10 protein-coding genes are annotated in these 14,782 nt (G+C 43.2%); 9 read left to right on the forward strand and 1 reads right to left on the reverse strand.

All coding sequences use genetic code 11. The annotated features are described in order from the left end of the window. Positions 1-44: 44 nt before the first annotated feature. Complete coding sequence (locus tag DWB64_RS03335) at positions 45-1,814, reverse strand: hypothetical protein (RefSeq protein ID WP_129486771.1); 1,770 nt, start codon at positions 1,812-1,814, stop codon at positions 45-47. A 148-nt stretch (positions 1,815-1,962) separates the two neighbouring features. Between DWB64_RS03335 and DWB64_RS03340 the strand changes: the two genes are divergently transcribed. The 9 genes from DWB64_RS03340 (at position 1,963) to DWB64_RS03380 (ending at position 14,780) form a co-directional block, all read left to right on the forward strand. Next, entirely contained in the window at positions 1,963-3,141 is a 1,179-nt protein-coding gene (locus DWB64_RS03340) for a metallophosphoesterase (protein ID WP_129486772.1), read from the forward strand. Continuing rightward, the gene (locus tag DWB64_RS03345; RefSeq protein WP_129486773.1) at positions 3,131-5,677 is read left to right on the forward strand and encodes an ATP-binding protein; all 2,547 of its coding nucleotides are present in this window, start codon (positions 3,131-3,133) and stop codon (positions 5,675-5,677) included. The genes DWB64_RS03340 and DWB64_RS03345 overlap by 11 nt, the downstream gene beginning before the upstream one ends. A gap of 188 nt (positions 5,678-5,865) precedes the next feature. Further along, positions 5,866-7,029: a glycosyltransferase gene (locus tag DWB64_RS03350; RefSeq protein WP_129486774.1), complete on the forward strand. Its 1,164-nt coding sequence runs from the start codon at positions 5,866-5,868 to the stop codon at positions 7,027-7,029. 149 nt (positions 7,030-7,178) lie between these two features. After that, positions 7,179-9,338 carry an ATP-binding protein gene (locus DWB64_RS03355; RefSeq protein WP_129486775.1) on the forward strand — a complete coding sequence of 720 codons (2,160 nt, stop codon included), beginning with the start codon at positions 7,179-7,181 and terminating at the stop codon, positions 9,336-9,338. A gap of 12 nt (positions 9,339-9,350) precedes the next feature. After that, a complete protein-coding gene (locus DWB64_RS03360) occupies positions 9,351-9,725 on the forward strand; it encodes a response regulator (RefSeq protein ID WP_129486776.1) in 375 nt (124 codons plus the stop codon). After that, complete coding sequence (locus tag DWB64_RS03365) at positions 9,715-10,338, forward strand: hypothetical protein (protein ID WP_129486777.1); 624 nt, start codon at positions 9,715-9,717, stop codon at positions 10,336-10,338. The genes DWB64_RS03360 and DWB64_RS03365 overlap by 11 nt, the downstream gene beginning before the upstream one ends. Then, positions 10,328-12,190 (forward strand): sensor domain-containing diguanylate cyclase, encoded by a 1,863-nt coding sequence (locus DWB64_RS03370; protein WP_164980210.1) that lies wholly within the window; start codon positions 10,328-10,330, stop codon positions 12,188-12,190. Before DWB64_RS03365 ends, DWB64_RS03370 begins: the two co-directional genes overlap by 11 nt. Positions 12,191-12,309: 119 nt before the next feature. Then, entirely contained in the window at positions 12,310-14,406 is a 2,097-nt protein-coding gene (gene pulA / locus DWB64_RS03375; RefSeq protein ID WP_129486779.1) for a type I pullulanase, read from the forward strand. Positions 14,407-14,582: 176 nt separating this feature from the next. After that, positions 14,583-14,780: a hypothetical protein gene (locus DWB64_RS03380; protein ID WP_129486780.1), complete on the forward strand. Its 198-nt coding sequence runs from the start codon at positions 14,583-14,585 to the stop codon at positions 14,778-14,780. Positions 14,781-14,782 lie beyond the last annotated feature (2 nt).

Below are 14,782 nucleotides of genomic sequence, written 5' to 3' on the forward strand. Positions count from 1 at the left end.
TCAGCCGTAAACGGTTTTTTAGCGTTTGCATGATCCTTAAAGGATTACTTGATCGTTTCAACAATAAGGCTGTCGACCCAGACATACTTGTTGTCCGACTTGATTTCAAGTACGACCTTATCCGCTCCTGAATAATCGAAAGTGAAGGTGACCAGTTCAAAATCGGCCAAACTTGGTTCATGTGCAAAAGTATAGTCTGTGATGAGCATACCATCCTTATACCCTAGGAGTTTCAACTCGACAGTCTTGTTGTCGCTGGTCTTTATCCACATACTGGCGACATCTCCTGAAGAAACGAAGATGTTGCTTAAGCTGAGTACAGGATAGAACTTGTCCGAAGGGTCAGTAATTCTCACGCTTGCCTTTCCTGTTTTCGAAGTGGATTCATCGGGATAGACATCACCTGCTTTGGTATCCTCTGGAATAGGCGTAACCTCTTCTGAAGTGCCATCACCGCCTTCAACCTCTCCAGCATCTGACTCTTTGAACCCGTCGTACATGAGTGTCTTACTGAAGCTTTCACTCATATGGTCGTTCGAATCGATAATGACAAGGGTGATGGTGTACTCTCCGTTTTCAGTCGGTTGGAAGATGGCTTGCTCGGTTTCAAAAGTTTCGATGATGACGCCGTCTTTGGTGACAGACCATAAGTAACGTTTGATCGTGGTGTCTTCAGCAGTCGAGGTTTTGTTGTTGAACATCCATCCGTTCGTGAATGGAACGACCTCGAAGTCCACCGCGATACCTGGATCTTTCTCTGGTGTGTAAAAGATGAACCAGAAAATCAGGAAGATCAGTGGAATCAGAAGAAGCAACAACCAAGGTGTCTTACGCTTCTCTTTTTTTTCTTCGGTCAAGCTACGTTCAGCAAGCGCTTTTCGATGTTCTGTAAAATAGTCGGGTTCAGCTCGGATCTCATCACGATCGAAATCTGCCGAATCATCGTCAAGAAAGTCATCCAGCTCTGTAGGTGGGATAGGAAGGACAGTGCTTGTGACATCCTCATCATCAGCGTCAGGCTCATCTTGTCCTGCGTACGCTTCCTGATCCTCTTCGTAGGATTCAAAAGGTTCTTCAAAGGAATCAAGATCCTCTTCGAAAGAGTCAAGTGGCTCCTCGAAGGATTCTAATTCCTCTTCATCGGAATCAAGGTCAACGCCGACAGGAACGAAGGCTGTGAGATGCTCGTCCTTTTCTTGTACCTGAGCGGCGTCATTGTAAAGGTTACGGTATTTTTTAAAAATGTCTTTTATAAGTGCTGTTTCTGTAAACTCGTCACTATCCACATAATCAAGTATCGCATGCGCTTTTGGTGAGTCCAACTCGTCCAATAGAAGATAGAAGAGATTCCTTAACTTGTCATGATAGTTCGATGCGTTTTCGAGATCTTTAAGTAGGATGACCTCGTTTAGTAGGATGTGATCGTTTTTATAGACCATCTGTTGCGGGTCGATAAGAATGGATTTATAATTACCTGGTAGAGAATCATAATCGGAACATTTAAGCAGCAGCTCGTACATCATGTTAAAGCGGGTTTGGTTGTTAGGCTGATAATTGTCCAGATACGTTTTGAGAGGGGTACCCTCATTGTAAATGGTCGCAAGAACAAGCTCGGAACCCAATTCGTAAAATGAGACATTTGTCAGGTTGCGTACCAGTTCCTCAAAAATAAAGTCAGGCATGAGCTGATTGCGTTTGATTTCATTGACAAGCGCGATTTCGCTTTCTTTTTCACGGTTGATCGCCATATATACGGACTGCTGATCGTCTTTGTGAAACAGTTCTAAAAGATTGTACTTATCTATTTGCTTCATAATGCCTCCATGTGTTCGACAGGTACGGGTTTAAAGTGTATAATATGACCAGAACGTACGTTCTGTAATGTGTCGGTACAAGTGCTGATTCCATTATAACAAAACTGTGAAACGTTACAAACACTTTGAAAGGATTATTGATAGAATAATGAAAGTATTACAAATCTCCGATATGCACTTAGGTGCCAGCCTTACCGGTTTTCCTTCGACTTATAAAACTCGGATAAGGACCAATGCTACAGAAATCATCAATAAGATACCTATGTTCATGCGTGAGCATGAAATCGACGGTCTGATCATTCCTGGCGATTTGTTCGACAACGAGAAAAATGCGCATCGGTGGATTTTTCTTATCAACAAGATGTTCGAGCAAATTCTCTCTGACTCGAAATTCGTCGTCTATGCAAGCGGAAACCATGATTATTGGATTGGTCGGAACCATTTTCGCGGGCTGGGTGACTATGATAAGTTTGTTCTATTTGACAGTGCTAATCCAGAATCAAGCCTATTCACCCATAAGGGAGTTCAAATCTGCGCTCATGGTGTAGGATATGAAGTAAGACAGCCTTATGAACCTATTATCGGTAAAATGGGACTTGCGGTCGAGAACTGTATCAACCTAGGTGTAGTTCACGGTGTGGTCAGCGGCAAGCTGCCAGAAGGGAAAGCCCCATACTATCCGATGAGCATCAGGCAAATTGAAAGTCTGAACTACGACTACACGGCTCTCGGGCATATCCATGAGTCGATGCAGGTGAGTGATGCATGCGCCTATTCAGGTTGCCTGACGCCTTCAAGGCTACAAGACACCGGTCTAAAGGGCGGTCTTGTCATCGACATAGGCCCCGGCGGAGTAGGTATCGAGCAGGTGCCCTTGGGAGCTGTAGCGCTTTATGAGATCATTGTGCCTGTAAAGGCGTCCTCTTTTGAAGAGTATATGCTAAGGGTCTATGCCATAGAGGAACAGCAACTTTTGTCAGACGTCATGTATCATGTGATTTTTGAAGGGGATATCGGATTTATATGGGAATCTGCCTATGAGGCTCTAATCATGCAATCCTTAGAGCAGTATTTCGGTTATCCTGTCTTGTGCAAGTTCAATCATAGGCAGCGAAAGAACCTACAAGCTTTTGAGTTGCCTACTGAGTTTACAGAGCTTTGCGAGAAGAGCTATGAAAGGGTCATAGAAGAGATCGCACACGACCGGTTGAACGTCAATTTTCTTTCGTCAAAGGAATCCATGATAGAAAAACTCACGGACTCAAAGGAATCCTTATTGGCCTCCTTGTACGAGCTTTGGAAAAAAGGAGACGGTGATGAAACTTGAAAAGCTACATCTGGACCACTTCGGATGCCACGTGGACAAGACACTCATATTCACAACGAATCTGACGGTCATCCATGGAAACAATGAATCAGGAAAATCTACGATTGTTAAGGCGATCAAGTCTCTTATGGACGGTTTTAAACCGGCAAACGGCAGTCACCCTCAGATGCCGTGGAATGGCAGTGCGATTCGAATAAATGCCCAGTGCACAGGCGAGATTGCCTTTAGTGTCAGTCGTCAGCTGAGTGGTAAGCCGGTGGCAAAGCTGACAACCGACCAAGGTGTACAGCAACTTAGAAACTCGGCGATTCCAGTAATGGGTATCGATTCAAGGCTGAGACACGGTCAATACTGGATTATCGACCACCGGGATATCAAGCAGGTAGATGAACTCAAGTCGTCTGACGGATGGAAGGAGCTTCTTCTCTATTCCTTGCTCCCTGATGGATTAAAATCATTCACTAACCTGAAGGAAGACTTGACTGAGGGGGCCAAAGTACTTTTCACAAATCACAGACACTCAAAATCAGTGATTGCGGCGATGGAAAATGAATTAAAGGCATTGTATATAAAAAGAAAATCCTTGAGCGAGCAAACGATAAGCTTGGCAAGCGATCTCGATGCATTCGACAAGGTTGCTTATGGGCTTAGGTTGAATGGTAAGAAGCTTTCGGAGCTTGAACAGGAAAGGCGTGAAGCGGCCTTAAAAAGACCGATCCTTCTTTTGAAAGATGAGCTGGAGAAGTTGAGGGCATACTCGCAAGCGCAAAATCACGAAGCAAGGGTAAGTGGATTCTGGTTGAGTCAACTACAGAGTCTTGACGAAAAGCTCGAGCAATGCGTTTTAAGAATTGAAGAGACTCAAAGCACTCTCGACAGCTTGAGGGAGTCAAAACCTGTCTTTAGCCCGTCAGATCATGCTTTTGAGTCATGGGGCGGCTATTTTAAGGATTCAGGTGACCTCGGACGCCTTGCCAGGGACTATATGCTCCATAAAAGAAAAGTGAAGGATGTGGAATACCTTGGACTGGAACTTGGTAAACTGGTCACGTCGACTCAGATTCTAATCGTACCAGCTACCCGACTGAAGACCGCCTTCGAGAGGTATCGGTCGCAGACGCTGCAAAAAGAAGAGCTACAGGGTGAAATCCACTCTGTGAAAAAACATGATCTTAAAGGATGGATAGGGTTTCTTTTATTCCTGAGTCTTGGACTCGTACTTCTTAACCGAAACGAGGACCTTTTCAGACTGGTCGGCATGCTTCTATGCGGTGCGGGAGGTGCCCTGGCAACTTGGCAAATCCTATCGCTATTCGAGAACACTAGAAGAAGCCATAAAGAAGGGAAAACCCAATTGGAGGTCTTGGACCGAAGCTTGTCTAAACTGCAAGCTGAACTGAGTTCCATCATCTACTTTGAAACCCTTGTCGATTCAGGGGGCCGATTTGATATGTACGATAGTTCAAAGATTGAAGCAGTCATTGGCATGATTGAAAGCTATCAGAACACAAAGCGTGTCGTAGAAGAAGACCTATTGGTATTTAAACCGCTTAAAAATCAAATTCCTGGTTTTTTCAGCTATCTTGGCTGCACCGAGCCTGACCAATTTGAGAGGGAGTACCACCAGTTCGCCTCTAAGCTGAAAGATAGGGACATTCACACCCATCAGGTCAATTCAAATGAGGAGACGCTAAAACACCTGCAAATCGAAATGGGCCGGATCAAGTCTAAAAGAGAGGCACATCTGGTCCAGTTACAATCCATTTATGGATCGGTGGTGCCATCGCAAATCGATCATCTGCGTATGGTCGCCTTTGAAACAAGAAGGGACCTTCTTGAAAAGGACAAGGCTTTCGAGCTGTCCAAGCACCATATCAAGGCACAGGACCGACTGGACGATTTTAGGGAGTTGAATGATATTGAAGAGGACGTACTTGCGCTGAATGAAGAGATGATGACATTGAGAGAAGAGCACGTCAGATTGAATGAAAGACTCTCGGGGATTCCGCTTGAACTTGCAGAGGATATCGATGAGGAAATCAACGGGTTGCGCCAAGAGCTACAGGTTAAAAAACGACAGTATGATGAACATCTGGTCTTGCATGAAGTTGTAAGGACTGTGGAAAAGGAGTTGAACCAGCTGAATCAGCCTCCCTTTATCAAGAAAGCCAACGAGCTGTTAAGGCATATCACCGACAATAGTGTGACGGGGTTGAACATCTCACTCGACGGTGTTTTGCATGCTGTAAAAGACGGAGTGTACGATGTGATCGACATCACCAGTCTCTCCACGGGGACGATAGGCCAAGTCGTCCTGACGCTTAAGCTTGCACTGCTGGAATTATGCGATCCGGGTTCAGAGATGCCACTTGTTCTTGATGATGCATTCGTTCATTTCGACCAGGTCAGATTGACAGAATCATTCACGGTGCTAAAAAGCATAGCCAAGTCACGGCAAGTGATTTATCTGACCAGTCAGATTCGGCAGATAGAGCATTGCTTCTCAAATGAAAGGCTAGATTTGATTGCTCTGTAGCCGTTTGATTTTGGAATTTTAAAGATCTCATGGTACAATATTTAAGTAATTAACATAAACTCTTAGTGAATTCTAATCTCATCTTAAGCTTCACATGCTAAAGTGAAACTGCAAGGTTTTAAAAGGATGGATTAGAAGCATGTGTGATTTGTGCATACGATGGAGTATTGAGTAGATGAGGTGTAACTGTGAAGAACGTATTAATTGTGACTGCTTCAACTGGTGCTGGGCATAATCAAGCCGCGAACAATCTGAAAAAGGAATTTGAAGAGAAGGGCATGAGCGTACATATCGTAGATATGTTCAAGACTACCAGCAGGGGCATGAACATGATTGTGGCAGATGGCTATAAGATACTTGCTACAAAACTGCCCAAAACTTATGGAGTTATTTATAAAACCGCCGATAAGAAACACTTTAATAGGATCATAGCAAGAAACGTTTTTATTGCGACCGAACTGCGACTAAAGAAAGTGATTAGAAATACGGTTCCCGACCTAATCATATCGACCCATCCTTTCGGAGCGCCAATTATCGGCGCACTTAAGGAAAAAAGAAAGGTTGATGCTCCTTTTATACAGATCGTGACGGATTTTAAGGCGCATTACACCTATATCCACCCTTATGTGGATGTTTACATCACCGCTAGCGAATACACGAAGAACAGCCTTGTTGAAAGAGGAATAAGCAAAGATAAGATATTCGCCTATGGCATTCCCACAAAAGATGAGTTCAAAGTGTCAAAGGTAAGGCAGTTTAGCTCCGATAAACCCTTTGAACTGCTGATTATGGGTGGAAGCATGGGGCTAAAGCCCATGGAGGAGGCAGTAAAGGAACTTTTGAAAATTCCTGAACGGCTTAAACTGACGGTAGTCTGCGGGAAGAATGAAAGCTTGGTGGAGCATCTGAACAAGGACTTGCGGGCGTTTATCGAAGACGGTCATCTTAAGGTCCTTGGATTTGTAGACAACGTTCATGAACTGATGGAAGAAGCGGATCTGATTATCTCAAAACCTGGTGGTTTAACGACTACAGAAGCGATCAACAAATGCATCCCTATGATTATTCCTTTTGCGATCCCCGGCCAGGAGCAAGAGAACACAAGCTTTTTGGTCGAACATGAGATGGCGATTGAAGTAAAGGATATCAAGGAGCTGCATCACCATATAAAGTCACTAGTCGATCAACCGGAGTATTATCAGAGAATGGTAAACAATATGCTTGATCTGTCTAAAAGTTATTCGGTGGATAAGATCATCGACCTTGCTATGGACATGATGAACGAACCTGCAAGGTTCTTTTTAGCGACACACCGTGTCGATTCATCCTCGAAAGAACGTCATAACCAATAAATAAACTAAAAAAGTCCATGTGGACTTTTTTTGTTGGAGTCAAAATCAAGTGGATGTAGCCACATCAAGCGAATTATCTCTCATCCTTTTGAATAAAGTAATTGAAAGAAGGTATAAATAGAACATTAAATGAGACATGAGGTGTAAAGATGAGAAGAAGTGCTAGATTGAGGGTCGTTTTTCAGACTTTTTCATGGATTGTTCTATTTGCTTTGTTCAGCACGATTTATGCTGATGTGACATTTACCAAAGAAGAAATGAACTGGATGGAAGAACATCCGGTGATTAAATATGCTCCTGATCTAAATTACCCCCCTTTTGAGTTCAAGGACTCAGACGATACGATAAAAGGAATTGTCCCCGATTACCTTAAAAGAATATCAGAGATCACAGGCCTTGAATTTGAAGTGGCGGAATACGCGATTTGGAACGATGCTTTGGAGTCGCTTAAAAACAACGAGATCGACTTGGTGACAGCTTCTGAAACAGGGGATAGGAAGCCGGTGTACGGTTTTTCGGAATCGTTTATCGACATACCTGCAGTAATCGTAGTCAGACAGGACAATCCGGATATCAGATCGATGAAGGATCTGGAGGGTAAGACGATTTCGACAGTCAACGGATGGTTCATCAATGAAGTCGTCAGAGACCAGTTTAAGACAATCAATACGAAAGTATTCGACAATATGGACCAAGCCCTAAACGCCGTTTCCCTAGGTGAAGTGGATGCGATCGTTGTAAATTTAGGAACCGCGAGCTACAAGATACAGGAAAACAGAATTTTAAACCTCAAAGTCATCGAAAATTCGGGCATATCCTACTCTCTGTCCTTCGCCGTAAGAAAAGAGCATGTCCTGTTGCTTTCAATACTCAATAAATCGCTTCAAGCGATCGATCCTAGTGAAGCAAGGGCTATCGAAAACGAATGGACTACTGTGAAAAGGGCTAGGTTTTATGAAACCAGTGAATTTTTAACCGTGATAGGCATTACAGCCGTACTTATCGTCTTGATGTGGTTGTGGGTAGCCCTACTGAAACGAGAGGTTGACAAACGTACCAGAGAACTCTCTGAATCGCTGTCCGAGGCCCAGAGCATGAAGGTGGATAGGGCGAGAAGCCTTGAACAGCTGACGGCCAATAAGAATCTATTGAATGCGATCATCGATCTGGTTCCTTATTTCATCTTCATCAAGAATTCAGAAGGTGTGTTTTTACTGGTCAATAGGGCGATGGCGGCTTTTTATGGTTTGTCACCGGCAGAAATGATCGGCAAGAAACTGACAGAGATCCTCCCCTTTATCGATGATAAGGAACAGCAGTTCTATATCGAACGTGACCGGGAAGTGCTTGCCAATGGCAAGGAACTGATGATTCCCTATGAAAATTTTAGAAACCAGTTTGATCAGCAGGGAATCTACAAGGTCTATAAGGCATGTATAGCCATTGAATCGGAATCGCCCAACTGTATCTTGACCGTAGCTGTCGATATGACAGAGGAATTTAATGCGAAAAAAGAGTTGGAAGAGCACCAGAGAGCACTCCTAGAAGCCGAGCTTCAGTTGGCGGATCTTGAAAAGAAAGCGACACTTGGATCGATGGTAGGTGGAATCACACATGAAATAAACAACCCGGTAGGCATTAGTGTGACTGCTTTATCGCATCTGAAATATGAACATGAAGCCTTTAAAAGAAAGATGAATGATGGAAAACTGAATCAGAAGGAGTTGATGGAATACCTGTCAGATCAGGATGAAGCGATCAGCATTCTTGAAATGAATATCAATAGGGCGGTGGATATGATCCAAAGCTTTAAAAAGATGTCCGTCGATCAGTTGTCTGAAGCAAAATCAAACTTTGACCTATGCGATACAGTGGATCATGTGATAAAGAGCCTGAGTCATCAGTGGAAAAGGCAAGGCCATCGGATTTTGTTCACAAGCGATTGTCCGATTGTGATAGAAAGCTATCCTGGGTCCTATTCTCAAGTATTCACCAACCTTATCCTCAACTCCATTATCCATGGATTTGAAGACAGGACTGATGGAACCGTTACGATCGAAATTCAAAAAACGGATGAACATATCCATATCAGGTATAAGGATGATGGTAAAGGGATGACAAAAGAGCATCTTGCTCTTGTCTTCCAGCCATATTTCACCACTAAACGAAGCCAGGGCGGTTCAGGTCTAGGTATGCAAGTCATCTATAATGTGATTGTGAGAACACTGCATGGGACGATTGCTTTTGATAGTGAGGTCGGACAAGGTGTGACATGTGAAATGAAAGTTCCTGTATATTTGCGGGAGTAATTGGAGGCAGCGATGAGAGTGCTTGTAGTTGAAGATTCAAGATTCACAAGAAATATGGTCAAGAAGGAATTGACCGCGCTTATTCCTGATATCGAAATAGAACTGGCTTCAGATGGGAGGGAAGGACTCGAAAAATTCAATGAGTCATCTTTCGATGTGGTTCTGTCTGATCTGCTCATGCCTAACATGCAAGGCGAGGAAATGATTTCAAAAATACGTGCAAGCGATAAGAGGGTCATGGTCATAGTCCTATCTGCGGATGTGCAGACGGCAATCAAGGAGGAACTTGATCAGATCGGCATAGACGGGTTTGTGAATAAACCCTTTAATCGCGATAAGGCCCTGGAAATCGCCACTTTGATAAAGGGTGCCAGTCATGTTGAATGAGTTTGAACAAGATGTCTTAGGTGAGCAGATCAATCTGTTCATCGGACAGGCGGCGAGTTATCTATCAGAAATGATCAATCGGAAAATCATATTGAGCATACCAAAAGTAAGCCTGATCGATAGGTCAAGTACCTCGCTGATCAATTTGAACACGCAACTAAACGGATACCTTTTGTCATCGTCGATCGAATTTGGTGACGCACTCATGGGAAAAGCGCAGCTTGTTTTTGAAGCCGCAAAGGTTAAAAAGCTAGTTGCAATGGTAATGGGGGAAGCCTTTTCAGAAGGTGATGATCTCAATGACTTCTTGGATACCGATTTAGATGTCGTCAAAGAAATTGGCAACATAATATTGAATGCCGTTATCGGAGGTTTTGGCAACATCATGCATACCAAAGTGACATTCGATATTCCCAATATGAATGTATTTGATCAAAAGGACTTGCAAGAAGCGGTTGAAGTTAATAACGGAAGTTATCTTCTAGTGATGGACTTGAGCTTCAATGTGGCTCAAACCGATATCGACGGGTTGATCATCTGTACCTTGAGTATAGAGTCTGTTGATGCGTTAACGGCCAAGTTGAGGGAAATGGGTGAGGGTTTTGAAGAATGACATTGAGTTTCCTACAGTCGATAAGATCGTTGATAAGATTCAACTAGGCGTAGTCATCATCGATCGCAGTTTTACAATCCGTTACCACAACACGTGGTTTGAAAAAATGTGTGGTTTTAACAGTGAAGAGATCAGTCGGTACACCTTCTTCGAGCTATTCCCGATTTTCACCAAACCTACTTACAGGGATAGGATCTTACAGACGATGGAATCAAGTAAAAGTTGGTTCTTGTCCAGCGGTTTTAATAAGAACTATGTCATGCTCAATCCCGACTTGGCTGTGGATAGTGATAAAATCAGACACAATCTCAAAATCGAACCCTTAGCGACTGCTGAAGGGGATTTTGTCATGCTTCAGCTGATCGATCAGACCGACCAGTATGATCGTGTGATGAACTTGAAGCGTGTGATTTCGCAGTTGAAAAAAAATCAGGACCTACATAACATGCCGTTAAAGGACGAGCTTGTCCATGATGACAGATTCACAAAGTTTAGGCAGCTGCTTGCCTATGCCAGAGAACACAATGGGCATCTGTATACCGTATATTTGTGCGTTCAGAAAGTTTCAGCTGAGCTGGAGGAGTTAGGAAAGGAAGTCGCTCAAAACTTCATGAACGATCTCTTGCTAAGAATTAGAGGCCATTTGCCTTTAAAATACCATAGTATGGGTTGGGGTGACGGGATAGTCGTCTTCTATCACGACCTCAGGTCATTTAACGAACTGATACGCCATATCGATGACTTGATAGAAAAGATGACATTTCTGTATTATGTAAAGCGACGCGTCTTTGAAGTAAGGCTTAATTTTACCGTCATGTCTTTTCCAGAAGATTACACGAATAGAAACACCCTAGACCGATTGATCGAATCGATCGACTTGTCCCATACCCCCGAACTGCTTCATATCGTAAACCCCGATCTGAGATCGATGTATGAACAGTACAATCTGCTGCAAAAGACCCAGGAAAGGTTTGAACTCTTGTTTGACAACATGAATCAGGGGATCGTCTTTTGTGAAATGTTGAACTCGACCGAATCGGGTTTGTTAGACGCCCTTATCCTATCCGTCAATGCCAAGGCGGAAGAACTGTTTGCTATGAGTATCCAGCCGCGCAAGCATAAGCTGTCGGAATTGATTTTAGGTTTCTTGAGTTCTGAAGCCCAAGCTGTACAGAAACTGTTGAAAAATCTGGATCAAACCGATGTTTCGCTTGTCATTGATGAAAAATTCTTTGAAAGCTTGAACAAATGGTTTAGAATTGAATTATATTCGATGAGAGACCGTGAGTTCGCATTGATCATCCACGATATCACTGAAGCGAAGGAGCATCAGTTGAAAATTGAGGAGTTTGCGTTTTTTGACTCACTTACGGGGATTCCAAATCGAAAAATGTTTTTTGAATACATGCAAACAAACCTACCACACGCTAAAAGAGCAGGGCAAAAATTCGCCATACTCTACATCGACTTCAACCGTTTTAAAGCGATCAACGACTTGTTTGGTCATGATACCGGTGACGAAGTGCTGAAAAAGGGTGCTTCGATTCTCCAAAGCGCGATCAGAGTCTCCGATATCGTAGCGAGACTAGGAGGAGATGAGTTTGTCGTGCTGATGCAGGATATCGAAGGAGACGACGACATAGTAACGGTCACAGAACGAATACTCGACATGTTCCATATCGTATATGAGCACGAAAGGGTGAAAATCGTAGTGACTGTAAGTATCGGCATAGCCAGATTTCCTCAGGATGGAACTGAGCTTGAAGAACTGATGCACAAGGCGGATATGGCAATGTACGGCGCCAAGAAAAACCTGAAGAACCACTATCAGTTTCACAATGAGCTGCAATAGGTCGCCTTACGGAGGCGGTTTAGGGTAACTGTGAAAAAATGTGTAGACTCTGTCAATTGCAAAATCAAGGTACTGTGGTTATGCTATAAAAGGAATTATTTATTTTAAGGGGGCATAAGATGACATTTAGGATGTACTGGGACGATATAAAAAAGCTGACCGCCGAAGTCGATTTGATCTATTATGATGGCATAAGCGAAGGATTTAAGATTATTGATGAAGAAAACAATTATTATGAAGTGAAAATAGAAAAAACCACCAGAAACACAACATGCATAAAATATGACCTAAGTGTGGAAGGTCTAGTGGTCGGGCGTAATTATACCGCTGTTGACGATAGGTTTTTAAAGACAAATGTGGTCTACCGCTATATCGTCAGGTCCACTTCCTTTGACGAGAAATACTATTATGATGGAGACCTTGGCAATTTTTATACTCCTAAGAAGACGATATTCAAGGTCTGGTCGCCTGTCGCTACGAGAATGCTGACTGACATCAAGGGGCTTGGAACCTTTGAAATGACAAGGAACGAACAGGGTGTTTTTCAGGTGGAAGTCGATGGTGACCTTGAAGGGGCAAGATATAAGTATCTGGTGAACATAGGCGGTCAGTGGGAATCTGCCAATGATCCTTATGCGCTGGCATCCACTGCCAATAACGGTTCATCGGTGGTAGTCGATATGAACAAAACCGATATTCCCTTGAATCTAGATCGCCTATTGCCGCTAAGACAAAAAAACGACGCTGTGATCTATGAGCTTCATATTAGGGACTGGTCGTCAAAAAAATCGAGTGGAATCAAAAGAAAGGGAAAATACCTAGGCCTTATCGAAGAAAACACGGTGAACACATTTGGTGACAGCACAGGTCTTGATTACCTGAAAGATCTTGGTATCACCCATGTTCAGCTTCTTCCGATTTTTGATTTCGGTTCTGTGGACGAGCACCGTCAAATGATGCATTACAACTGGGGCTACGATCCTGTACAGTACAATGTGCCAGAGGGCGGTTATGCGACAGATGTCGAAGACCCCTACTGCAGGATCATGGAACTTAAGGAAATGATCGCAGGACTACACGGTGCTAGCATACGAGTTGTCATGGACGTCGTCTATAACCATATGTTCGAGCGATTCTCTTCTGATTTTGAAAAACTAGTACCCTATTATTATTTTAGAATAGGAAAGAACGGTGAAATCTCGAACGGCTCTTTTTGTGGAAACGACATCGATTCGACAAGACTGATGATGAGAAAGTATATTTTGGAGAGTATCAAGAGCTGGATGACCCATTACGGTATCGACGGATTCAGGTTTGACCTGATGGGCATCCTTGATATTGAAACCATGAACCAGATTGTTGAACTTGCTGAAAGTATCGATCCCAACGTAATGATCTACGGTGAGGGCTGGGATATGCCCACACTACTAGACGACGATCAAAAGGCGACGATGATGAACCAGCAAGAGATGCATAATATCGGTCATTTCAATGATTACTTCAGAGACACCATCAAAGGTGGAACCACCATGGAGAAAATTCTTGAAAAAGGTATTCTGACCGGTGACTTGAAAAATTTTGCGCGGCTCAGCAATTTCCTGCTCGGTTCTGAAAAGGGTCCGGATGGAAAGGATTTCTTTGACGCGCCTAGCAAGAGCATCAACTATGTCGAGTGTCATGACAACCATACGCTCTATGACAAGATGGTCGCGATAGAGATACCGGAAGAAGAACGGTTGAGAAGGCATAAGCTGATTATGGCCGTACTTATATTTTCACATGGGATTCCATTTATCCACGCAGGTCAGGAGTTTTGCAGAACAAAAAACGGGGATCATAACTCCTATAAATCTTCAGATTTTGTCAACGGGATAGACTGGGATAGAAGAACGGAGTATCATGAGCTTGTGGATTTTGTAAAAGGTGCATTGGAACTGAGACGTTCGATTGCCGTATTTAGAACATCTGCGTTCACACACCAGACAAAAGTGAAGATAAAACGTATTAAAAAAGTAGTGGAACTCCACTACGAAGATGGAACTAAACTGGTTGTCAATCTGGGGTCCAGTAACCATACATTAAGGTTACACGACGAAAGAGTCGTATTCTATGTGGGAGGCTTAACGCTAAAGGCGAGAGACGAGTATGAGGTTGAACCGCTCGAGCTTGTGATTACAAGGCCAGGAAACAAAAAATACGATGGTGTTTCACATTAATAACTAAAAAAGCCAGTGAATTGCCGACAGGTGAATCACTGGCTTTTCATTCATGTCCCTTGATAATGTGTTCATGGCATCGGGTAAAGTGTTATAATGAAAATGAAAGTATCACAAGTGACAACGACAAAATAAGGTAGTAAAGGGATAGAGTATTGTTAACAGGAGGCAACTGAGTGAACCATCAATCGAATACACAAGAACTGATCTTAAGACTCGAGAGATTGAAATTACAGGTCGAATCAATACATGATAAGATCAAGACCAGTGACAGTCAACAGCAAAAACAGGATCTCGAACTTGAACTAGACAGGATCTTGATCGAAATGAAAGATCTTGAGGACGCGATTCAAAGGGATTACTGGCTTGCGTGAGG

Origin of the sequence: Fusibacter sp. A1, assembly GCF_004125825.1 — a bacterium.
Lineage (GTDB): Bacteria > Bacillota > Clostridia > Peptostreptococcales > Acidaminobacteraceae > QQWI01.

Excerpts from the sequence above, each read along its gene's own strand:
- DWB64_RS03335 (WP_129486771.1), bottom strand. The coding sequence starts at position 1,814 with ATGAAGCAAATAGATAAGTACAATCTTTTAGAACTGTTTCACAAAGAC.
- DWB64_RS03340 (WP_129486772.1), top strand. The coding sequence starts at position 1,963 with ATGAAAGTATTACAAATCTCCGATATGCACTTAGGTGCCAGCCTTACC.
- DWB64_RS03345 (WP_129486773.1), top strand. The coding sequence starts at position 3,131 with ATGAAACTTGAAAAGCTACATCTGGACCACTTCGGATGCCACGTGGAC.
- DWB64_RS03355 (WP_129486775.1), top strand. The coding sequence starts at position 7,179 with ATGAGAAGAAGTGCTAGATTGAGGGTCGTTTTTCAGACTTTTTCATGG.
- DWB64_RS03360 (WP_129486776.1), top strand. The coding sequence starts at position 9,351 with ATGAGAGTGCTTGTAGTTGAAGATTCAAGATTCACAAGAAATATGGTC.
- DWB64_RS03365 (WP_129486777.1), top strand. The coding sequence starts at position 9,715 with ATGTTGAATGAGTTTGAACAAGATGTCTTAGGTGAGCAGATCAATCTG.
- pulA (WP_129486779.1), top strand. The coding sequence starts at position 12,310 with ATGACATTTAGGATGTACTGGGACGATATAAAAAAGCTGACCGCCGAA.